The organism is Rhodobacter capsulatus (genome assembly GCF_052363185.1).
Classification (GTDB): domain Bacteria; phylum Pseudomonadota; class Alphaproteobacteria; order Rhodobacterales; family Rhodobacteraceae; genus Rhodobacter; species Rhodobacter capsulatus_E.
Window position 1 is genome coordinate 743514 of sequence record NZ_CP198955.1, and the last position, 18618, is coordinate 762131.

General features: G+C 64.8%; 24 protein-coding genes and 5 pseudogenes. 14 read left to right on the forward strand and 15 right to left on the reverse strand.

The features are described from left to right. The first annotated feature begins 37 nt into the window (after window positions 1–37). Window positions 38–454, forward strand: coding sequence for a hypothetical protein (locus ACTTAG_RS03805; RefSeq protein ID WP_444464239.1), 417 nt, complete (start codon window positions 38–40; stop codon window positions 452–454). Window positions 455–534: 80 nt separating this feature from the next. On the opposite strand, the gene ACTTAG_RS03810 is transcribed toward ACTTAG_RS03805, so the two are convergent. The 10 genes from ACTTAG_RS03810 to ACTTAG_RS03855 form a co-directional block, all read right to left on the reverse strand. After that, the gene (locus ACTTAG_RS03810) at window positions 535–1062 is read right to left on the reverse strand and encodes a hypothetical protein (RefSeq protein ID WP_444464240.1); all 528 of its coding nucleotides are present in this window, start codon (window positions 1060–1062) and stop codon (window positions 535–537) included. Next, window positions 1059–1484, reverse strand: a complete 426-nt coding sequence (locus ACTTAG_RS03815; RefSeq protein WP_444464241.1) for a hypothetical protein — start codon at window positions 1482–1484, stop codon at window positions 1059–1061. The genes ACTTAG_RS03810 and ACTTAG_RS03815 overlap by 4 nt, the downstream gene beginning before the upstream one ends. Continuing rightward, window positions 1481–2521, reverse strand: a complete 1041-nt coding sequence (locus tag ACTTAG_RS03820) for a phage tail tip lysozyme (protein WP_444464242.1) — start codon at window positions 2519–2521, stop codon at window positions 1481–1483. Before ACTTAG_RS03820 ends, ACTTAG_RS03815 begins: the two co-directional genes overlap by 4 nt. Next, a complete protein-coding gene (locus ACTTAG_RS03825) occupies window positions 2512–2841 on the reverse strand; it encodes a Mu-like prophage major head subunit gpT family protein (RefSeq protein ID WP_444464243.1) in 330 nt (109 codons plus the stop codon). Before ACTTAG_RS03825 ends, ACTTAG_RS03820 begins: the two co-directional genes overlap by 10 nt. Window positions 2842–2854: 13 nt before the next feature. After that, complete coding sequence (locus ACTTAG_RS03830; RefSeq protein WP_444464244.1) at window positions 2855–3244, reverse strand: hypothetical protein; 390 nt, start codon at window positions 3242–3244, stop codon at window positions 2855–2857. Window position 3245: 1 nt separating this feature from the next. Then, window positions 3246–4265, reverse strand: a complete 1020-nt coding sequence (locus ACTTAG_RS03835) for a phage protease (RefSeq protein WP_444464245.1) — start codon at window positions 4263–4265, stop codon at window positions 3246–3248. Between the two features lie 109 nt (window positions 4266–4374). Next, a complete protein-coding gene (locus ACTTAG_RS03840) occupies window positions 4375–4539 on the reverse strand; it encodes a hypothetical protein (RefSeq protein ID WP_444464246.1) in 165 nt (54 codons plus the stop codon). Next, entirely contained in the window at window positions 4526–5827 is a 1302-nt protein-coding gene (locus ACTTAG_RS03845) for a phage head morphogenesis protein (protein WP_444464247.1), read from the reverse strand. The genes ACTTAG_RS03840 and ACTTAG_RS03845 overlap by 14 nt, the downstream gene beginning before the upstream one ends. A 2-nt stretch (window positions 5828–5829) precedes the next feature. Next, complete coding sequence (locus tag ACTTAG_RS03850) at window positions 5830–7389, reverse strand: DUF935 domain-containing protein (protein WP_444465191.1); 1560 nt, start codon at window positions 7387–7389, stop codon at window positions 5830–5832. Further along, entirely contained in the window at window positions 7389–7688 is a 300-nt protein-coding gene (locus ACTTAG_RS03855) for a hypothetical protein (RefSeq protein WP_444464248.1), read from the reverse strand. The genes ACTTAG_RS03850 and ACTTAG_RS03855 overlap by 1 nt, the downstream gene beginning before the upstream one ends. On the opposite strand from ACTTAG_RS03855, the gene ACTTAG_RS03860 reads away from it, so the two are divergent. The 8 genes and pseudogenes from ACTTAG_RS03860 (at window position 7683) to ACTTAG_RS03895 (ending at window position 12906) form a co-directional block, all read left to right on the forward strand. After that, window positions 7683–8009, forward strand: a complete 327-nt coding sequence (locus ACTTAG_RS03860) for a hypothetical protein (protein ID WP_444464249.1) — start codon at window positions 7683–7685, stop codon at window positions 8007–8009. The genes ACTTAG_RS03855 and ACTTAG_RS03860 overlap by 6 nt on opposite strands. Then, window positions 8006–8371: a DUF2730 family protein gene (locus tag ACTTAG_RS03865; protein WP_444464250.1), complete on the forward strand. Its 366-nt coding sequence runs from the start codon at window positions 8006–8008 to the stop codon at window positions 8369–8371. The genes ACTTAG_RS03860 and ACTTAG_RS03865 overlap by 4 nt, the downstream gene beginning before the upstream one ends. After that, entirely contained in the window at window positions 8368–8667 is a 300-nt protein-coding gene (locus tag ACTTAG_RS03870) for a VpaChn25_0724 family phage protein (RefSeq protein WP_444464251.1), read from the forward strand. The genes ACTTAG_RS03865 and ACTTAG_RS03870 overlap by 4 nt, the downstream gene beginning before the upstream one ends. Window position 8668: 1 nt before the next feature. After that, a complete protein-coding gene (locus ACTTAG_RS03875) occupies window positions 8669–9208 on the forward strand; it encodes a phage protein Gp27 family protein (protein ID WP_444464252.1) in 540 nt (179 codons plus the stop codon). A gap of 1 nt (window position 9209) precedes the next feature. Then, window positions 9210–9878 (forward strand): DUF7168 domain-containing protein, encoded by a 669-nt coding sequence (locus tag ACTTAG_RS03880; RefSeq protein WP_444464253.1) that lies wholly within the window; start codon window positions 9210–9212, stop codon window positions 9876–9878. Further along, window positions 9875–11122: a terminase large subunit domain-containing protein gene (locus ACTTAG_RS03885; RefSeq protein WP_444464254.1), complete on the forward strand. Its 1248-nt coding sequence runs from the start codon at window positions 9875–9877 to the stop codon at window positions 11120–11122. The genes ACTTAG_RS03880 and ACTTAG_RS03885 overlap by 4 nt, the downstream gene beginning before the upstream one ends. Before the next feature lie 41 nt (window positions 11123–11163). Beyond that, window positions 11164–11808, forward strand: a pseudogene (locus ACTTAG_RS03890) (phage tail tape measure C-terminal domain-containing protein); the annotation flags it as partial. A 9-nt stretch (window positions 11809–11817) separates the two neighbouring features. Next, window positions 11818–12906, forward strand: coding sequence for an IS256 family transposase (locus ACTTAG_RS03895; RefSeq protein WP_444464255.1), 1089 nt, complete (start codon window positions 11818–11820; stop codon window positions 12904–12906). Between the two features lie 29 nt (window positions 12907–12935). On the opposite strand, the pseudogene ACTTAG_RS03900 reads toward ACTTAG_RS03895, so the two are convergent. Continuing rightward, window positions 12936–13670, reverse strand: a pseudogene (locus ACTTAG_RS03900) (recombinase family protein); the annotation flags it as partial. A gap of 115 nt (window positions 13671–13785) precedes the next feature. On the opposite strand from ACTTAG_RS03900, the gene ACTTAG_RS03905 reads away from it, so the two are divergent. Then, on the forward strand, window positions 13786–14196 hold the full coding sequence (locus tag ACTTAG_RS03905) for a hypothetical protein (RefSeq protein ID WP_444464256.1): 411 nt from the start codon (window positions 13786–13788) through the stop codon (window positions 14194–14196). Window positions 14197–14570: 374 nt separating this feature from the next. Here ACTTAG_RS03905 and ACTTAG_RS03910 read toward each other — a convergent pair whose 3' ends face one another. Both ACTTAG_RS03910 and ACTTAG_RS03915 read right to left on the reverse strand, forming a co-directional pair. Continuing rightward, complete coding sequence (locus ACTTAG_RS03910; RefSeq protein ID WP_444465192.1) at window positions 14571–14858, reverse strand: DUF4357 domain-containing protein; 288 nt, start codon at window positions 14856–14858, stop codon at window positions 14571–14573. Then, a pseudogene (locus ACTTAG_RS03915) lies at window positions 14848–15144 on the reverse strand (DUF2793 domain-containing protein); the annotation flags it as partial. The gene ACTTAG_RS03910 and the pseudogene ACTTAG_RS03915, both read right to left, overlap by 11 nt. A gap of 149 nt (window positions 15145–15293) precedes the next feature. Here ACTTAG_RS03915 and ACTTAG_RS03920 point away from each other — a divergent pair. Next, window positions 15294–15569 (forward strand): annotated as a pseudogene (locus ACTTAG_RS03920) (transposase); the annotation flags it as partial. A gap of 77 nt (window positions 15570–15646) precedes the next feature. Here ACTTAG_RS03920 and ACTTAG_RS03925 read toward each other — a convergent pair. Together ACTTAG_RS03925 and ACTTAG_RS03930 are read right to left on the reverse strand one after the other, a co-directional pair. Further along, window positions 15647–15916, reverse strand: coding sequence for a spike base protein, RCAP_Rcc01079 family (locus ACTTAG_RS03925; RefSeq protein WP_444464257.1), 270 nt, complete (start codon window positions 15914–15916; stop codon window positions 15647–15649). 9 nt (window positions 15917–15925) lie between these two features. Next, window positions 15926–16267 (reverse strand): hypothetical protein, encoded by a 342-nt coding sequence (locus ACTTAG_RS03930; RefSeq protein WP_444464258.1) that lies wholly within the window; start codon window positions 16265–16267, stop codon window positions 15926–15928. A gap of 4 nt (window positions 16268–16271) precedes the next feature. Here ACTTAG_RS03930 and ACTTAG_RS03935 point away from each other — a divergent pair, with 4 nt between their 5' ends. From ACTTAG_RS03935 to tnpC, 3 genes and pseudogenes are all read left to right on the forward strand, one after another. After that, complete coding sequence (locus ACTTAG_RS03935) at window positions 16272–16427, forward strand: hypothetical protein (protein ID WP_444464259.1); 156 nt, start codon at window positions 16272–16274, stop codon at window positions 16425–16427. A gap of 23 nt (window positions 16428–16450) precedes the next feature. After that, window positions 16451–16720 (forward strand): IS66 family insertion sequence element accessory protein TnpB, encoded by a 270-nt coding sequence (gene tnpB, locus ACTTAG_RS03940; protein ID WP_444464260.1) that lies wholly within the window; start codon window positions 16451–16453, stop codon window positions 16718–16720. A 148-nt stretch (window positions 16721–16868) separates the two neighbouring features. Next, window positions 16869–18530: pseudogene (gene tnpC / locus ACTTAG_RS03945) on the forward strand (IS66 family transposase). The last annotated feature ends 88 nt before the right edge of the window (window positions 18531–18618 follow it).

Genomic DNA, 18618 nt, shown 5'->3' on the forward strand with positions numbered 1-18618 from the left:
GGCAAATAAATTCGAATCGCAATTTCAGGAGACGGAAATGACGGACAAGCCGACGCCCTTCATCGACAACGTGCGGTTCTTCCTTGCCGACGGCATCGACCATGCTGTTTTGGAATTTGAGCTCGGGCCTGAGGTGATCCGCTTCGCCTTGGGACAGGAGTTGGTACAGCTTCTCATTGGACGTCTCGGAGATCTCTCGGCGCAAATGGAAGCCAGACGCAGGCAAATTGATCCGACCGCGGGCCAGGCTGGTGACGCAATGCGCATGACAGCCGTCAAACCGGAAACAGTGAGCGTCGCCACAGTGCCTGGAACAGAAGACGGAGCGGTCATTTTTCAGACGCTTTCCGGCCCAAAGGCCTTCTTGATGCCGAAGCAGGCTATGACCGATCTTGCTCATCAGCTTCTGCGCGAAGCGGAACGATCGGTTCCACCCCATCGCTTGAACAACTGATCTCGCCTTCGGAGAGCCGCAATTCGACACGCTGATATCGGTCGGCACCGCGAACTTCATGATAGCGCATTCCATCCTCCTTACCTCCAGAGCCCGGGAAATTTCTGACGGGTCATCCGCCCGGCCGGGAAATGCTCCAGCTCGATCTCGTCGCGCGACAGGCTGATCGTGATCTCGGCCGAGGTCCCCTCGGCGGTGCTGAGCAGCATCCCGTGCCATTCGGATTCGATCAGGTTCGGCGTGGCGGCTTCGACCACGGCGATCGCCACCGTCGCCATGTCCGTGTAGGACCGCAGCACCTCGATCATCCGCGAGTCGAGGGCTTCCAGAACGATCTGCGCCTGTGCCGGGGCGTCCTCGGCATCATCCGGCAGCACCGCCGAGGCGATGATCCAGAGATAAGGATCATTGGCAGGGTCAGCCCCGCGCCAGGTGGACCGCGTGCCATAGATCAGGGGATCGTCCGAGACGCGCTCCGTATTGTCGGTGCTCAGCCGGATCGGCGCATCGAGATCCGGGTGGGTGATCTCGATCAGCACCACATCGATCTCGGCCGAGACCGGGTCGATCAGCGCCTGGCGCGCGTTGAGGGAGAGACGACGGCTCATGGCATCACCACCACTTGAAACTGCTTGCGCCACTTGACCTGCTCGACAGATGTCTCGATCGGCGGCGCATCGCCCCAGGCGCAAAGCCAGCGTGCCGATGTAAGGAGCGGCACCCCTCCGGGCCCAAGGAGCGGCGTGCCGTCGGTCGCAAGCAACGGCCATCCGTCCCGCGTAGGATCTGGCATCCAGAAGAGCGAGGCGCCTTGGGCGCAGTCGTCGCTGTAGAAGAAGTCGAACAGCGCGCGCTGATGCGCCGTCAGGATCAACGACAGGCTGACCATCTGCGCCACCGAAGAAAAACGGCGCCGATAGCCGGGCGGCCCGCTCTCGACGCTGCGCTTGCGGCGGGCATCCTGCGGCTGCAGCTGATAGCTGTCGCGCTCGGGCCGCGGCAGATCAGAGGGCCAGACGGGATAGCTCATCGCGAGATCCCCGCCGGATTGACGTTGTAGAAGTCGCGCATTGCCCGCCGCCCGCGCCCGCCGGGCGTCGTCAGTCCGTCTCCGACGAGATCTGAAAAGATGTAGCGTGCCTGCCGCTGGCCTCGGCCATCGGTGGCTTCCTGCACCTCGATATTCATTTGGCGGCCGGTGTTGTTGATGATCTGCGGCTGCAGCATGACGACCGGGGCCTGCGCCGAGTTCGCCGGAGCCCCGCCACTCAGGATGCGCCGCGTCAGGTCGGCAGGCAGGATCGTGCTCGGCCCGGTATATTCGAGTTCGGGGCCGTTTTCGCCGACGATGCGCAGCCCGCCAGTGTGGTTGCCGCCACCCGCAAATCCCGGGATGCCAAGCCCGCTCATGATCCCCGAAAACAGCGTACCCCAGAACCCACCGCCCCCGCCGCCCTGCACGGCACTGCCCAACGCTTGGCCGAACTTGTCGAACCCCGTGCCCATCGTGCCGAGTTGCCCGGTGGCCAGCGTCGTGGTGGACCCGAATTTCGCCATCGCCTGTTCGGCGGCGCCCAGCCGGTTTTTCCAGCTCTGTTGCATCGCCTCATCGGACGGGCGCTCGAACTGACGCATCCAAGCATCGGTCGCGCTCGACACATCCGGCGCGGCCCGAAGCGCTTTCAATGCTCCGGCATGTGTGGTGTTCAGCTCGTGCCAGGCATAGTCGAGTTGCCCCTGCACATTGCCGAGGTTCTGCTGGCCTCCGAGCGCGGCAAGCAGACCATCCGCGCGCGCGCCGTGATGCTGGAACAGCCCGAAGCTGGTCGGAACGCCATCCTTGACGTCTCCGGGCGCACGCGGGTCGAAACCACTTTCGCCTGCGATATTGCCCATGATCGCCGCGACCTGATGCGGCGCAAGCCCCTTGCCCGAGAAATACGCCCAGACCTGCTGCTGCACATCCGCCTTGCCCGGCAATGCGCCCGAAAACCCCGCGCTTGATGCCGCCAAAGCCTGCGTCACCCCGGCACCACCGATCATCACCGTGGCGGCGTTCACCTGCATCGACGCAACCGTTTGCACCGCCGCGCATACATGCCGATCTGGTCATCGGCGATGTCGTCCACCGGGACGGAAACCGTCTTTTCGAACTTGCGGTTACTGATCACGAAGGCGTTCGAATCGAGCCGCTCGATGAAGCGCTCGCCAATCCACTCGCGCATCGGGCCGATCTCGGAGAGCTTCGGATAGGCCTGGTTCTTCGTCGTCGATTTGACCGTCATCGCGATGCGGCCAAAGGTGGTTTCAACGCCGGTCAGCCGGGCATTGAAGGCCGTATTGAATGCCGTGTTCAGAGCGGCAAGGGCGGCTTTGGTGACGTCCATGTCAGGGATCTCCTCAGAGGATTTCGACCACGACGCCTTGCGCCGTGACATCGAGGCACTTGCCAGCGATCAGCGTGCCCGCCGCGCCAACGGTGTTGTCATCGACGACATAGACGTTCCCGCCGATATGCGTGCGGTTCACGGTGCCGTTGCTGTCGACAAGGAACGAGCCGCGTTCGATGATCACGTTCTCGTCGCCGATCGCTCCGCTGGAGTTGTCCGCCTCCGCGAGCGCGACGCCGCGCATCCGCGCCGCCGTGGGGATCGCGGGGATCGCATTTCCGGCAGCATTGAGCGCCACCATCGCACCAGCGTAAATCAGCGTGGAGGCGGCGACCGGATCGACGAAGCGCCGACCTTCGCCGACACGGGTACGGGGCGCGTTTTTCGCGAGAGCCGTCATGTCAGACCTCCTTCACGGCAGCGTTGCGCGCGGCGAGGAAGGCATCTTCGGACACCCCCATCATCGACGCGACCTGACGCTCGATGTCGTCGAGCGCATCGGTTTTCACCGGCGGCACACGCCCCGCCAGCTGGCGTTGCCCGGGGGTGACCATCACAGGCGCCGCGGCAGCCCAGGCCTCGAACTGAGCCAGATCTTTCGAGGCGAGCTCGGTCGCCCACGTCTCCATCGCCGGGACCAGCTTGCCATCGGCGCGCGCGCGGTCGAGCGCGGCAGCCGCCTTGTCGCCGTGGACCGAAGCTTGCAGCGACGCGAACTGGGTCTGGAGCTCGGTGAAGGCGCTGAGCGGCACATACTTGGCGGGATCGACCACGGCCCCCTGCTGGAGACGGGCGCAGATCTGCGTGCCAGCGTCATCGCCCTTGATGCCCGCCACCGCCATAATCGAGGCAAGTTGCGTCTCGGCTCCGAGAAGCGCGCCGACGCGCCCCACAATGTCTTCGGGCTTGTCGGTCGGCAGACCGAGCAGGCCCGCGATCTCTTCGATCGGGTCCATGTTGTCATCCCTGGATGCAAGTTGACGGAGTTGGGGGAGCGCGGGGTTGTTCACCAGACCCGCGCCCTCGATCAGCGCGACCGACCCATCGGCGCGCGTTTTGAAAACCGGGCTCACAAAGCGATAAGTCCGATCGGAAAGCGCCTTGATCCCGTCCGGTGTCCATTCGACGGACGCCCAGACACGATCGCCCTGCACGTCCATCGCGGTAATCCAGCCCGCAGCGCGGCTATCGGCAGCGCCCTGCGCGCCGAATGATCGATGATCAAAATCGATCGGGAGCACGTGGCCGGGGGCCGCCGCAAAGCTCGCGGCGATCACCGCGGGCGCATCGGTCAGGCGCATCGGCTTTTGGCCGCGCTTGTCACCCAGTCGAAATTCGCCAAGCGGGATCAGTTCGATCCTGGCGGTGACCTCAGCGGGCAAGGCGGCAAGGGCGCAGATATGACGGGTCAGTTTGCTCATATCCGCTGGGTGCCACATGGGCCGCGGAAATGGCCCCCCCAAGCACTTCCGGGGGACGCTGACCTGATGTCGTTTGGGTTGCCCCCGCCGGGGTGCGCTCAGATAGCGTTCAAATCGCCCGCAGCGCGTTCAAAAACCACCAAGGACGTTTTCCAGCGGCATCGGGGCAGCAAAGGCGCAAGAACGCTTCCTGAGGCATTTTTCGGGGGGTGCGCTTTTGCGCGGCGCCCGGGGCGTTGATGCCGTGATCAGGGAGGACTTCAAGGATCTGCATCGACGAGCCTGCGCACAAGGTCCGCATGGGCGTCCATGATCTGACGCACGTTTCCGGACATGCGCCAACTGTAGGAGATGGCCCCGAGTTTCTCAAGCCAGAGCAGGCGCGCATGAGCATGGATCTCAGGGCCATGCCCGCTCTGATCGAGCTCCGCGGAAAATCGTTGCCGCCGCGCCTCGAACTGCATGAGCAGACGAGACAGCTGCTCTCCCCGCCGGACGATCGCGCGCCAGATTGTCCCGCCGGAGGTAACCCGCGTCATCGAAGCGCCCCTTGCCGCCGCAAGCAATTCAAGATCGCCGTCCGATATCGGCGCATCGGTTTCGGTCGTGCGGATGATTCGTGCTCCCAGCGGGGTCTCAAAATCGCCAAGCAGTTCGCTCGCGGCAGCATCAGCCTCCCCAAAGGTCACGATGACAGGATCCATCCCCTCGGTCATTACCGCCAAGCCATCGCGCGCATCACCTGTGCGACGCAACCTGAGACCCTGCAGAACGCCAAGGTCAGCGGCGCGCTGCTCGTCTGGCAGATCCTCGGCGATCTTGGCCCAAGCCGCGCGCATATCGAGCCAGGTGGCGCCCGGGTTGGTATCAAATCCCGGCGTCACACCCTTTGGCAGCAAGCTCGTTTCGCCAGTGCGTCTGTTCGTCCATTCGACCTCCTCAAGATCGAGGTCCGGCGACACTTGTCGATTGTTCCTGCGCATCCAGCCTTCGGTGCGCTGGATCACGGTGCAGCCGCAAAAGTAGCCATTCGGCGGATAAATCTTCCGCCAGATCGGATCGTCCACGCGCCAGATCTTGTCGTGAAAGCGGGCGTGATCGTGGCGTTTGCTTGGCCGCTCGATCTGAATGTAGTGCAGATAGGGGAAAGCCGTTTTCGTGCGCTCGATCCGCGCCCAGTGGCCCGCGGCATGTGCGGTGCGCATGTTGGTCTCGTAGATCACACGCAGCCGCCGCAACGAGCCGAGTTGCACTTCGCTCAGTTCGCCGGTGAGCGGATCGACCATCGTGGCCTTTCCCCACCACCCGGCCTTCTCCAACGCGGGTCGCAGATCGTCCTGGAACTGCTTGAGCGTTCGTCCCTCTGCCAGCGCGCGGTCGAGTTCGCCGCGGATCAGAGCCAACACATCGTCCTGCATCGCCTTGGCGACCACGAAGTTGCGAGCGTGCTCCTCGCGCCAATGGTCGAGATAGGAAAACCGCTGCAACTGCGGCGCAAACCCCTTGGACCGGAAATAGGCAATGGCCTCGCGATGCGGTAGCGGTTCAAGCACGGTTTGCATGATCAGCCCTTGATCTCGGCACCGACTTCGCCCGCCAGCCTTGCGGCATAGGTGCTGCGCGACAAAAGCTCGATCGTGGTGCTCGGGCTGGTCTGCGCAAAGGCGTCCAGGATGTCGCGCACCTGGTTCATATCCTCGGCACCTGCCAGCGCCTCAAGGAGGGCGCCAAGATCTGCCTGCAGCGCCTTCGGTGCCATATCCCCCATCAGTTCATCGACCATCTGGTCGATCGCATCGACGGGCACATCGGTTTTGCGCGACGCCGCCTGCCGCTCTGCAGCCGGTTGGGGCTCCGGCGCCGGAGGGGACGCGGGCGGGGCTGGCGCAAGAACATCCTCATCCTCTTCCGGGGCACGTACACCGAACACCTCGCGCACCTGCGCCACCGGAATTTGCAAGCCAGCCCGCGGCCCACGTTCCATCAGGTCGAGCCACATCTTCTGATCGATCACCTCCGGCGGCTCCAGCGTGACGATCGGCACCGGCACATTGTGGCGCGGATCAAAGTTGAGCCGCACCATCGCCCCGGCGATGTCGCGTGTCAGGCTCGCCCCCAGCTGCTCGCCATCAGCGTCGCGGATATCGTCGCGCACCGAGTCGTGGACCTTGCCCAGAGCATATCCGCCCGACATCGCATCCGTGGTGCCAACCTGGCCGAGCACGCCCTTCGAGACTTGTTCGTCCCAATACCGTGCCGAGGCCTCGTACATCTTGTCCGAGCCGGTGATATTCCCGGCGATGACCTCGATATCCATGTTCTTGGAGACGATCGCCGCCATATCGACACCGATCTGGCGCACGGCGCGCAACAGCGTCGCCTTGTCCTTGTCTGTGGCGGTGGCGTCGTACTTGCCCAAGCGCAGTGGATGGCCATAGGCCTCCATGAAGATCGACCAGTCCTTGAGCGTGTAGTTCTTGAAGATGTAGGCCCAGGCAGCGAGACGCGCGAGCCCGCCACGGATCGGCAGGCCACTCTTGGCCTTTGCCAGGTGGATCAGATAGCCGTCACGGCGCAGCGGTTGCGGACCGGCATTGTCGCGCAGGTAAAGGTAATTGCCATTCGTCTGGTCAAACTCGAACCAGCGCGGATCAACCCAGTCGAGACCGGCAATGCGCAGCCTGCCGTCCTTGCGTTGCCACATGATCTCGCAGACCGAGAACCCCTTGCCGAGCGCATCCATGGTGTCGATCAGAGATGTCCTGACCGCGGCACTGCCGAGGTCCTCGCGCACCATGTCGGCGGCCTCGATCGCCGCAGCACCCTCGCCGCCCGGCGTCACGGTCATTGTCATGCGCCGGATAGCCCGCTTTCGAACGCCAAGCACGTCGGCGTAATGCAGATCCTTCTCCTCCATCTGCTCGGCCAGTTCGAGGTAGGCTGTGGCATCGCCCAGTTCCGCCTGACGCAGGATCGTGGCCAGTTTGACCGGCGTCAGACCATCGGCCGGATGACCCGTCTGGATCTGGCGCACCGATCCGACCGAGGCCACCGCCTGGCGCTCCAGGAGTTCCGCCTCCTTGGTGGGCGTCAACGGGCGCCCAAACTGATCCAGCAGGTTCATCACCACGCGCCTCCCTCATTGCCCCAGCGGCCTTCGGTCTCTTCGTCTTCGTCGTCATGGTCGGGCAGTGCAAAGCGCGAGCGCGTTCCAGGGACACCCTGATAGGCGATGAGTTGCTCGCCCATCTCTGCCGCCGAACAGGCCAGCGCGGCCGCCCAGAACCGGTCCGCATGGCCATCGCTTTCGCCATCCGCCACCAGCCGCCGCGTGCCCGTTATGCCGACCTGGCTCTTGATCGAATGCAGATCCGCGCGCAGCACCGGATCCCCGGCCGGAAGGCGCGTCTTGCGATCTTGCATGCTCTCCTTTCCGCCATCGTCGGCCTGATCATCGCCTGGGCCGCCGCCACCGCGAAACAGCGCTGGGGCATCGAGATCGAGGGGCGTCACCGGGAAGCGCTGCACAGCGCAATCATGTCCGGGGTCCGCGCGGCCCTGCTGGCGCGGCTGCCGCGCGAGGCTGTGGTCTCGGCCGCGCTGGACTACACGCGGGCCAGCGTGCCCGATGCGCTCAAGGCCCTGCGGCCCGATGATGCGGTGCTGACCAGGATCGTCGAGGCGAAGCTGAAGGAGGTGCTCGATCAGGGCGCTGGCGGGCCGGTGGTCGGGGGCGGCGCATGAGCGGCGAGGTGCTGAACATCTCGCCCATCGTGGTCTGGGCTGTCGCGCTGTCGCAGTTGCTGACCTTTGGCCTGACGGTCTGGAACCTGATGGCCTCGGGCAGCCGCGCCAATGCCAAGCGCCTTGCCGAGCAGGCGGCGGTGCTGGACGCCCACAATCTGCGCATCACCGGCCTTGAGACAGGCCGATCCCAGCTGCCGTCGAACAAGGATTTGCACGAGCTCGAATTGGCGATGGAGCAGCTCAAGGGCGACATCCGCGCCATGACGGCCGCGATGACCGGGCAATCCGCGATCATGGAACGGCTCGAACAGATCGTGGCGCGGCACGAACAGCACCTTTTGGACGGGGGCAAGCGATGAGTGATTACCTCAAGACCATCGGGCGGCACCGGCGGCTGGCGATCCTGCGGCATCTGGAGGCGATTCCGGAATACACCGGCAATGCCTCGATCCTGCAGGACGTGCTGCGGGGGCTGGGCCTCACCTCGTCGCGCGACCAGATCGTGACCGAACTGGCGTGGCTGCGCGAACAAGGCTTCGTCTCGTTCGATCCCGCGGCGGATTTCGTGGTGGTGACGGCGACGGCGCGCGGCGTCGACATCGCGCGCGGGCTGGCCACCCACCCGGAAATCCAGCGGCCCAGCCCGAAGGTCTGACATGCCGCCGCCCCGCAAGATCGATCTGTTGCCGCAGGAGCTGCGCGCCTGGCTGCAGGAAGAGCTGCGCGCCCGGGGCTTCGGTCAGTACGAGGAACTGGCCGAGGCGCTGAACTTCCGGCTGGAAGAGGCCGGGCTTGACCTGCGGATCCGCAAGTCGGCCATCCATGCCTGGGGCACCGAATATCAGGAGTTCGTGCGGCTGCAGGAGCAGGCATCCGACTGGGCCAAGGAATGGCTGGGCGACATGGGCATGGAAGACCAGGCGCAGCGCCAGAACGTGCTGTTCCAGATGCTGACCACGCTGGCCTTCAAGGTGATGCAGGCCGAGGTGTCCAAAGAAGGCGCCGAGATCAGCCCGCAGAACCTGCACTTCCTCGCCCGCATGATGAAGGACGTCATGTCGTCGTCGGGCATCGTCCAAGCCATGCAAGAGAAAGAGAAGAAGGCGCAGGCGGCCAAGTTGGACGCTGCCGTCACCACCGGTGACATCGATGCCGAGGCGGCCGAGAAGGCCCGCCGGATCTTGGGGTTTGCGTGACATGGCCGACGACATCAAACGCAAGATCGCCGCTCTGCTGGAGATGACCAAAGGGCGCGGATGCTCCGAAGCCGAAGCGATGGCAGCCGCCGAAAAGGCAGCGCAGTTGATGCGGGAACATGGGCTGACCGAAGCCGATGTCCTGTTCGGGAAGGCCTCGGCGAAGTCGAAGACGAACGGGAATGGCGCCCGCGATCTGCTTTGGGGCACACTGGCCCGAAACACCAACACCGCGCTGATCTATGAGGGCGGACGAGCGACATTCGTTGGTGCCGGACCCGGACCGGAAATTGCGGCCTATCTGTTCGCCGTGCTCGGCCGAGCGATTGACGGTGCGATTGCCGAATACAAAGGGTCGCAGAATTACAAGCGCCGCCGGTCGATCGACAGTAAGCGTCGCGCTGTCCAGGATTTCACGCACGCCATGGTGCGGCGCCTGCAGATGAAGCTTGAGGCGCTGTTTGCGGGTGTCAGATCGTCGGAGGCGCGCGCCCTCGCCATGTCGGCGCGCGATCAGATGTTTCCAGGCGGAACACCGGTGAAGGGACCTGCCCCCGCGAAGCTCCGCAACAGCAAGGCGCTGCTCGCGGGGCTCGCGGCCGGGGAGCGGGTCGAGCTTTCGCACGGTGTTTCCGGAGGCGCGGCGGAAAGGCTGCGTTTGGGGCAATGAGCGCCGTCAACCCGATCTCGCCCGTCGTGCAGTTCCTGCCCTATCAGCGGGCATGGATCGCCGACGACAGCCGCTTCAAGATCGGCATGTTTGCGCGCCAGACCGGCAAGACGTTCTCGACCTGCGGCGAGTGCGTCGATGATTGCTTCACCGCCTGGAAGGACGATCTCAAGACGCGGTGGGTGATCCTGTCGCGCGGCGAGCGGCAGGCGGCCGAGGCGATGACCGAGGTGATCAAGCCGTTCACGAAGGCCTTTTACGAGGTCTACAATACCCTTGTGAAAGGGGGTGAACCCCGCTTTGAAGAGGGCGAGTTTCGCGCGCCCCAGGAGCGGGGACCGGACGCGGTCTACAAGTCGCTTGAGGTGGCGTTCCCCAACGGCTCGCGCATCACGGCGCTGCCCGCGAACCCCGACACCGCCCGCGGCTTTTCCGCGAACGTGATCCTGGACGAATTCGCCTTCCACGCCAAATCGCGCGAGATCTGGGCCGCGCTCTTCCCGGTGATCTCGAAGGGGCGGCAGAAGCTGCGGGTGATTTCGACCCCGAACGGCAAGGGCAACAAGTTCTACGAGCTGATGACGGCCGAGGGCTCGGTCTGGTCGCGCCACATCGTCGATATCTACGAGGCGGTGCGGCAAGGCCTCGATCGCGATATCGACATGCTGCGCGCCGGGATGGCGGACGAGGACGCCTGGGCGCAGGAATACGAACTGAAGTGGCTCGATGAGGCCAGCGCCTGGCTCGATTACGACCTGATCTCGGCGTGTGAAAGCAACAGCGCGGGCATCCCCGAGCTTTACATGGGCGGGCCGTGCTTTGTCGGCGTCGATATCGCGGCCCGCAACGACCTCTTCGTGATCTGGGTGCTGGAGCTCGTCGGCGATGTGCTGGTGACCCGCGAGGTGATCGCCCGTCGCCGGATCTCGTTTGCCGAACAAGATGCGCTGCTCGATGAGGTGATGGCCCGCTATCGCGTGGTGCGGGTGCGGATGGACCAGACGGGCATGGGCGAAAAGCCCGTCGAAGATGCCAAGCGCCGGTATGGCGATTACCGCGTCGAAGGAGTGCTGTTCTCGGCCGCCGCAAAGCTCGACATGGCGACGGTGCTCAAGGGGCTCAAATGGCTGCAGCGCCAGCACCCAAAGCGAAACCTCGGCGGCCGTGGGCTCGCGATAGATTGCAAGGCACGCCCGAACAGCATCTGCGAGGACGTCGCTCATTTCGTGCCCTCGGCGCGATAGCGCTGGCAGCGGTTGCAGGCGCGATACATCCGCGTCCGCTCGCTGTTGGCGCCGGAGGTGCTGCCCGCGATGCCGGAACCGCCGCTGGCGAAGGGGCCGAGCGTGCGCTGACCGGCTGGCAGGCGGTGACGGCGGCGCTCTCGGACTACGCCAGCCGGGCCCGGGAGATCGGCGGCGACATCGGCCAGAGCCTCGTCAGCGCCTTCCAGTCGGCCGAGGACGCGGTCGGGGAGTTCGTGAAGACCGGCAAGCTGAACTTCCGCGATCTGGTGACCTCGCTCATCGCGGACCTGGCGAAGCTGGCGGCGCGCCGGTTCATCCTCGGACCCATCGCCAACGCGCTCTCGGGCGCGCTCGGCGGCGCGGGCGGCATCTTCGCCAACATCCTGCACGCGGGCGGCATGGTCGGCTCGGCAGGTCCCTCGCGCATGGTGCCGGCCATGGCCTTCGCCACCGCGCCCCGGATGCATTCGGGCGGCGCAGTCGGCCTTCGCCACGACGAGGTGCCTGCGATCCTGCAGCGCGGCGAGCGCGTGCTCTCCCGGCGCGAGGCGCAGGGCTACAGCACGGGCGGCGGGATCAATGTCACCATCATGGCACGCGACGCCGAGAGCTTCCGGCAGTCCCGCACGCAAGTCGCGGCAGATATCGCCCGGGCCGTCTCGCTCGGGCGGAGGGGGATGTGATGGCGTTCCATGAGGTCCGGTTCCCGGACAACATCAGCCGTGGGGCGCGCGGCGGACCTGAGCGGCGTACCCAGATCGTCGAGCTGGCCTCGGGCGACGAGGAGCGCAACGCCAGCCGAGGAGAAGATCAGCTTCACGCCGAGCATCCTGCCGCGCTATCTTCGCAAGGTGAAATCGGTCGAGGAACTGCTGCCGTGGCTTTACTTGAAAGGCGTGTCGACGGGCGATTTCACCGAAGCGTTGGCGGCGCTCTTGGGGCCGAACGCAAAGGGGCTGTCGGCCACGACGATCACGCGGCTGAAGGCCGACTGGTGGCACGACTACGAGGCCTGGCAGAAACGCGACCTTGGTGCGCGTCGTTTCCTCTACATTTGGGCCGATGGCGTCTACTTCAAGCCGCGCATGGCTGAGGAGAAACAATGCGTTCTGGTGATCGTGGGGGCCGATGAATATGGCCGCAAGGAGTTGCTGGCGATGACCGACGGCTTTCGCGAAAGCACGCAAAGCTGGCGCGAGGTGCTGCTGGATCTGAGGCGGCGTGGCCTGACGCAGGATCCGAAACTGGCCATCGGCGACGGCGCCCTGGGCTTCTGGACGGCCCTGCGGGAGGTCTTCGCCACGACGCGGGAACAGCGCTGCTGGGTCCATAAAACGATGAACGTCCTCAACGCGTTGCCGCAATCGGTGCAGGCCAAGGCGAAAGGTCATCTGCACGACATCTGGCAGGCCGGGACCCGCGCCGAAGCCGAGGTCGCCTTTGATTTCTTCGTCCAAACCTACGGCGTGAAATGGGACAAGGCGGTCGACAAGCTGGTCAAGGACCGTGCGGCGCTGCTGACCTTTTACGACTACCCGGCCGAGCACTGGAAGCACATCCGGACCTCAAACCCGATCGAGAGCACCTTCGCCACCGTCCGCCATCGCACCAAACGCACGAAGGGGTGCCTGAGCCGCCAGACCGGCTTGGCTATGGCGTTCAAACTGATGATCGCCGCGCAGGGGAAATGGCGCAAGCTCGACGGCCGGAACCGCCTGCCCGAGATCATCCAGGGAGTTGAATTCCGCGACGGCCTGCGCCAACTTCAAAACGCCGCCTGACCCGCCATCACCAACTTTCGGCGATATCTCTCGGTGCGATGTCCTTCGGCGTTCAGGAGCTCCGCAATCTCGCGCTCGGCACGCCCCTCGTTCACGAACATCTCGTACATGCGCTGGACGACCCGCTGCTCCTCCTCGGGGCCAGGAACCAGGATGACGCGGTCGGTCTGCAGGCTCTTCTGCTCGCCACGTGACAGTTCGCCCTTGGGGTTGCCGTGCTCGTCGATCAGCACCCGCCGCAGCCCGTATCCGGCCGCGCCGCCCTGGCGATAGCCGAGTTCCACCAGGCGGCATTGTCCAGCGAAGACCTTCACCGACAGCTCGCGACTGTATTCCCCGGCCATCACCCGCTTGACGGTCTTCAGGAGGTTCGAACCGATGCTGCCGTCGTTCTCGAACTGCTCGCCGCAGTAGTGCACCCGGATCCCGGCGCGGGAACAGACATGCTCGTGATAGGCGCCTTCGTCGGCATCCTGAAATCGGCCCCAGCGGCTGACGTCATAGACGAGGATTGCCTTGAAATCGGCTTGGCCCGACTGGACTTCGGCCATCAGGTTCTGCAGCGCCTCCCGGCCATCGAGCCGCAGCCCGGAACGCCCTGAGTCCTCGAAAACGCGCAGGATCTGCAGGCCGCGGGCGACAGCGTAGTTGCGGATGACATCCAGCTGGTTCTCGGTCGAGTATTTCTGGTGATCGGTCGACATCCGCACATAGGCGACTGCCGGGACGTCCATCTCTGGCGCACCGTCGCTCTTGCCGGACATGGTCGAAGATCGACCGCTCACACATGCATCTCCTCGGTCTTGCTGGCAAATCCATCCGAACCGCCTGAATCCAGGGCTGAATCCCTCCGGTCCATGTAAAGCGAGGGAGGCCGGAATGTCGTTTCCGAAAAAGGGCAAGTTCTTTCCGAAAGAAAACGGGTATGGTGGAAACGGTCAGCAGCAATCCGAGGACGGGTTCGCCGACGAAATCGCAGCAGCGCTGCGCAGATCACTCGGCGACAGTAGGGCGGGGGCGAAGGTCGTGGCGTCCTGGACCGGGGCGAACGAGAAGACAGTGAAGAATTGGTTTGCCGGACGGTACGGTCCGAGCGGTAACCACTTGGTCTCGCTGGCCCGACACTCCGACGAAGTGCTGGGAACATTTCTTGCGCTGGCGGGACGGCAGGATCTGATGGTGGCTGTGAAGCTCGCGGCCGCAGAGCACGCAATTGAGGAGCTTCTGGTGGCCGTTCGCCAGTTAGCCGCGGATGATGGTCAGGGCGGGCCGAGCGTCTCTTCTGGTTAAAGAACGTGTTTCTGTCCCTCGTTGATGCGCAGATTTTCGCTGCGGTCCCGTGCCGAAACCATCGACACGGGAGAGAGTTAGGTATTTGTTACACTTCCTCCGCCACTTGCCCAAGCGAAAGCGTTCTCCCGATCCGGCTGCGGCCGGATTTTTCCGTTGTTTTCGAGGGTTATGCGGCAGGGGCCGTTAACCGGCCCAAGTGCCAGCAGGGCCGAAGTCGGTCTCTCACGACAGATATTCTCCGGACCTGTCAACTAGGCCCGTATGGTTCAGCGAGTTAACCCGCTGATTTTGTTGGCTTAATGCGCAATCCCTGCGGCAATTGTTATCGGATTCCATGCGCATGGCAGAGCGGACCGGGATCCAACTCCTCTTCATACGTTCGCCACAGGCTCGCCTTGAGGCAGCGTGCCCTCTGCCTCCCAGTCAGCGTAGCACCTCCCGTCTGCAAGCTTCCACAGTATGCGTCCGTTCGCGCTGGCTCCAATCACCGTTGCTGCAGCTGCCGAAGCTGAGGTGAAACTGTAATCGCTCGCGAAGACCAACGTGCTGGCGTCAACGCGAAGGACGCCCGACTTCAGAAGCGTCTCCCGAAGCGCAAGAGTGCCCTTGGGGATAGTAGGCGTAGTGCGTGCGCGCGCCTTGGAACCTGGTCGACCCAGACGCGCCGCCGGTCCCGACGTTCACTGTCTTCGTGGCGCCTGTCGTCGTGGCCCCGGTGCCAATCCCGTAGGTGGCGGTGGTCGTCGCCGTGCCGATGGTGGCGGAAGCTGCCGAGACAGTGACCGTGCCCGAGGCGGTCAACGTGCCGGAGAAGGTCTTGTTGCCGGTGAAGGTCTGCGTCCCGGCTAGGATCGCCAGTTCCGACGAAGTGTTCGGCAGCGTGAAGCTGCGCGTGGTCCCGGCGCTGATGCTTGCGAGTGAGAAGGTCGCCTTCTTCGTCGGGTCGCCGAGGAGCGAGGCGACGCCGAAGGAGGTGTGCTGAAGATGCGCCGGTGTGCGGTGATCATAGATGAGGCACACAGCTCGCAGGGCGGTGAGACAGCAACCGACCTGAAGGAAGTTCTCGGCGGGCAGGGCCTTCGCGAAGAGGCTGCGCGAGCCATGTCGGCGACCTGCGCAAGGCTTGCGTCACGCCCCATGTCGCACAAAAGGCCCGACATTCCGCCATCGACCGCCGCACCACCCGCCACGACGGCTACGCCATGTCGCTGAGACATCGAAAGCGGATCGAAGAGGCCTTTGGTTGGGCCAAGACGGTCGGTGGAATGGCGCAAACGATGTATCGCGGCCTTGACCGGGTGCGGTCGCGTTTCATCCTGACGATGGCAGCCAACAACCTGGCACGACTGCCCTGGCTGCTCGCCGCCTGAGGACGAAGAGCGGTGGACCGGCGGGGCGCTCAAGCCCAGAACTCGTACGAAAACGGGAAGTCATTCTCGTCTGCCGACTATTTCAGCGGCCTGGTAAGGCCGGTTGCCGTCGTGCCGGTGTACCAGATGCGTTTGGCCCAGATCGAGTGCTGCCCGACCGGCAAGGGCCCGGTGGGGCAGATCGCCCCGGTGCGGGCATGGGTGTAGCGCACCGTCCCCGGCAACGTGCCGATCGTCACCGCGCGCACCGGCGCGGGCAGGTCGTTGCTGTCCGATGGGGTGATGGCAAAGGCGGAGAGCGCCGGGCCGGTGATGCGAGTTGCGGTGGCGCTAAAATTATCGCTCATGTTGCCCTCTTACAGTTTGAGCCAGATTGCGGGTGCGGCGGCGGCGGTGATTTCGGCCGGGTTCCACGCCCAGTTGGCGGCGGCGGCCGTGGCGAAAGATCGGGTGCGCCGCAGGATCTTGCGCGCGGCGGTGGAGGGGGCGCCGCCATTGATGTCGTGGGTCGCGGTCATCGGCCAGCTCGAAATCGACGCGGTGCCGAAATAGCGAAAGCCGAGCCAGTAGGTGCGCCCCGCGCGCAGATTGACCCCGGCCAGCGCGGCATCCTTGACGCCGGTGCTTGACAGATCGACGGTCGCGCTTTCGATCAGCAGCGCGCTCGGGCGACCCAGATCGTCCGAGCCATAGAGCACAAATTTGCCCAGCGCCCCGGCCGCTGCCGTGGTGCAATTGCCCGCCGTCACACCCTCGCCGGTCGAGATCGTGCTGATGAACGGTCGGCGCCTGCGCGGGATCGAGGGGCTGTCGGCCTCAGGGCTCGCGCAGCTGATCCGGGTTCTGGAAGGCGCATGATCGGGCCGGGGAATGGGGGGCGCGTGTTTCTGGCCGCCGGCACGACAGACATGCGCTGCGGGATCGCCGGGCTCTGCGCGCGGGCAAAGAAGGTGCTGGGCGAGGATCCGGCGGGCGGCGCATTGCTGGTGTTCCGGGGGCGCATGGGCGATCGGCTGAAGATTTTGCACTGGGATGGGCAGGGCTTCTGCCTCTATTACAAGGAGCTTGAGCGTGGCTATTTCCCCTGGCCGAAGGCCACCGAGGGCAAGGTTGCGCTGACCCCGGCGCAGATGGCGATGCTTTGGGACTGAGCGGGCGAACGCCATCGGTTCGAGAGAGCCCGCGAAGATCGATTGGCGCCAGCCGCGCTGGACGAGCGCGCCGACGCGGATGTGAGTCAAAGCGCCGCTTAGCCCTTGTTTTGTTGAGATTACGGGCAGCGGCATGGTATCTTTGGCCATGTCGCACACCGCCTCTTCCCTGCCGGACGACCCCGCCGCCCTGAAGGAGATGATCCTTCAGCTGCAGGCCAGCCTGCGCGCGCATGACCTGCTGGTGCAATCGCTGCGGATGCGGATCGCGCGGCTGCGGCGGCAGGCTTTCGGCAAGGGATCGGAGAAGATTGCCCGCGAGATCGAGCAACTGGAGTTCGCGCTCGAGAGCCTGAAGGTGGCCGAGGCCGAGGTTGCGCCCCCGCCCGAGCCGGACAGCGTCGAGACCGCGCCGATCTGCAGCACGTCAGACGACCAAGGCGACGCCGAAGCCCCGGAGAAGGCGCCACGTCGGCGCCCGCGGGTGTCGCCCGACACGCCGCGCGAGCGCCGCGAGCTTGATCCTGGCGAGACCTGCCCGGAATGCGGCGGCGCCCTGCGCCTCGTTGGCGAGGACGTGAGCCAGATCCTCGAGATGATCACGGCCCGGCTGAAGCTGATCGAGGTGGCGCGGCCGAAGAAGTCCTGCCGGTGCTGCGAACGCATGGTGCAATGCCCGGCGCCGACCCGGCCGATCCCCGGCAGCCTTGCCGGTCCGAGCCTTTTGGCCTTCATTCTGGTCGCCAAATACGACGACCACCTTCCGCTTTATCGCCTGAACGAGATCTTCGCCCGGATGGGCGCCGACATTCCCGACACCACGCTCGCCGGCTGGTGCGGCGGCGCGATGAGGACGCTGGCGCCGCTGGTCGAGCTGATCCGCAAGGAGGTTCTGGCCTCGGACCTGCTGCATGCCGACGACACGCCCATTCGCGTGCTTGACCGCGCGAAGAAGGGCGAGCTTGGCAAGGGCGTGAAGGAGGGGCGGATCTGGGCCTATGTGCGCGACCAGCGGCCATGGTCGGGAGCCGCGCCACCGGCCGTGGCCTATCACTTCTCACCCGATCGCAAGGGCGAGCATCCGCAAAAGCACCTCGGGGCCAGCAAGGGGATCTTGCAAGCCGATGCTTACGCGGGCTTCAGGGATCTCTATCTGGCAGAGGGGAATGGCTAGGCCAGGTTCCAGGGTGAGGAGGATCAGCGAGCCTTCCAGTGGAAGGACCGCCCGACGAACGCCTGTTGGGCGCATCTGCGCAGGGCTTTCTTCGACGTCGAGAAGGAGACCGGCTCGGAGATCGCCCGCGAAGCGCTGGAACGGATCGGTGCGCTTTACGACATCGAAGCGCAGATCAACGGTCGCAGCGCCGACGAGCGCCACGCTGTCCGGCAGGCGCACAGCCGCCCGAAGGTCAAGGCCTTCAAGGCATGGGCCGAGGAGAACCTCGAATATATCTCGGGCAAGAGCGACCTGGCGAAGGCGTTCCGCTACGCCCTGAACCGCTGGGACGCCTTCTGCCTCTTCCTCGAGGATGGGCGCGTGGCCATCGACAACAATCCGGCCGAACGCGCCATGCGCCCGATCGGGATCGGGCGGAAGAACTGGCTTTTTGCGGGCAATGACGCCGGGGGCGAAACCCTGGCGCGCGCGATGACGCTGATCGAGAGCGCGAAACTGAGCGGCCTCGACCCCCAAGCCTATCTGGCCGACGTGCTCGCGCGCATCAACGACCACATCAACCCGCGGCTTTACGAATTGCTCCCCTGGAATTGGACGCCCCTGCCTGCCGGTGACAACAAGATCGCCGCCTGATCGGCGCAGATCTCGGTGACGTCGCTAACGACGCCAATAACGACGTCGTATCAGGCACCCCAGATATCGCCCGAACCCGCAAGGGCGG

Bases quoted from the DNA above. Each gene is read 5' to 3' on its own strand.
- ACTTAG_RS03805 (WP_444464239.1), top strand. From the start codon at position 38: ATGACGGACAAGCCGACGCCCTTCATCGACAACGTGCGGTTCTTCCTT.
- ACTTAG_RS03810 (WP_444464240.1), bottom strand. From the start codon at position 1,062: ATGAGCCGTCGTCTCTCCCTCAACGCGCGCCAGGCGCTGATCGACCCG.
- ACTTAG_RS03815 (WP_444464241.1), bottom strand. From the start codon at position 1,484: ATGAGCTATCCCGTCTGGCCCTCTGATCTGCCGCGGCCCGAGCGCGAC.
- ACTTAG_RS03820 (WP_444464242.1), bottom strand. From the start codon at position 2,521: ATGCAGGTGAACGCCGCCACGGTGATGATCGGTGGTGCCGGGGTGACG.
- ACTTAG_RS03825 (WP_444464243.1), bottom strand. From the start codon at position 2,841: ATGGACGTCACCAAAGCCGCCCTTGCCGCTCTGAACACGGCATTCAAT.
- ACTTAG_RS03830 (WP_444464244.1), bottom strand. From the start codon at position 3,244: ATGACGGCTCTCGCGAAAAACGCGCCCCGTACCCGTGTCGGCGAAGGT.
- ACTTAG_RS03835 (WP_444464245.1), bottom strand. From the start codon at position 4,265: ATGAGCAAACTGACCCGTCATATCTGCGCCCTTGCCGCCTTGCCCGCT.
- ACTTAG_RS03840 (WP_444464246.1), bottom strand. From the start codon at position 4,539: ATGCAGATCCTTGAAGTCCTCCCTGATCACGGCATCAACGCCCCGGGC.
- ACTTAG_RS03845 (WP_444464247.1), bottom strand. From the start codon at position 5,827: ATGCAAACCGTGCTTGAACCGCTACCGCATCGCGAGGCCATTGCCTAT.
- ACTTAG_RS03850 (WP_444465191.1), bottom strand. From the start codon at position 7,389: ATGAACCTGCTGGATCAGTTTGGGCGCCCGTTGACGCCCACCAAGGAG.
- ACTTAG_RS03855 (WP_444464248.1), bottom strand. From the start codon at position 7,688: ATGCAAGATCGCAAGACGCGCCTTCCGGCCGGGGATCCGGTGCTGCGC.
- ACTTAG_RS03865 (WP_444464250.1), top strand. From the start codon at position 8,006: ATGAGCGGCGAGGTGCTGAACATCTCGCCCATCGTGGTCTGGGCTGTC.
- ACTTAG_RS03870 (WP_444464251.1), top strand. From the start codon at position 8,368: ATGAGTGATTACCTCAAGACCATCGGGCGGCACCGGCGGCTGGCGATC.
- ACTTAG_RS03875 (WP_444464252.1), top strand. From the start codon at position 8,669: ATGCCGCCGCCCCGCAAGATCGATCTGTTGCCGCAGGAGCTGCGCGCC.
- ACTTAG_RS03880 (WP_444464253.1), top strand. From the start codon at position 9,210: ATGGCCGACGACATCAAACGCAAGATCGCCGCTCTGCTGGAGATGACC.
- ACTTAG_RS03885 (WP_444464254.1), top strand. From the start codon at position 9,875: ATGAGCGCCGTCAACCCGATCTCGCCCGTCGTGCAGTTCCTGCCCTAT.
- ACTTAG_RS03895 (WP_444464255.1), top strand. From the start codon at position 11,818: ATGAGGTCCGGTTCCCGGACAACATCAGCCGTGGGGCGCGCGGCGGAC.
- ACTTAG_RS03905 (WP_444464256.1), top strand. From the start codon at position 13,786: ATGTCGTTTCCGAAAAAGGGCAAGTTCTTTCCGAAAGAAAACGGGTAT.
- ACTTAG_RS03925 (WP_444464257.1), bottom strand. From the start codon at position 15,916: ATGAGCGATAATTTTAGCGCCACCGCAACTCGCATCACCGGCCCGGCG.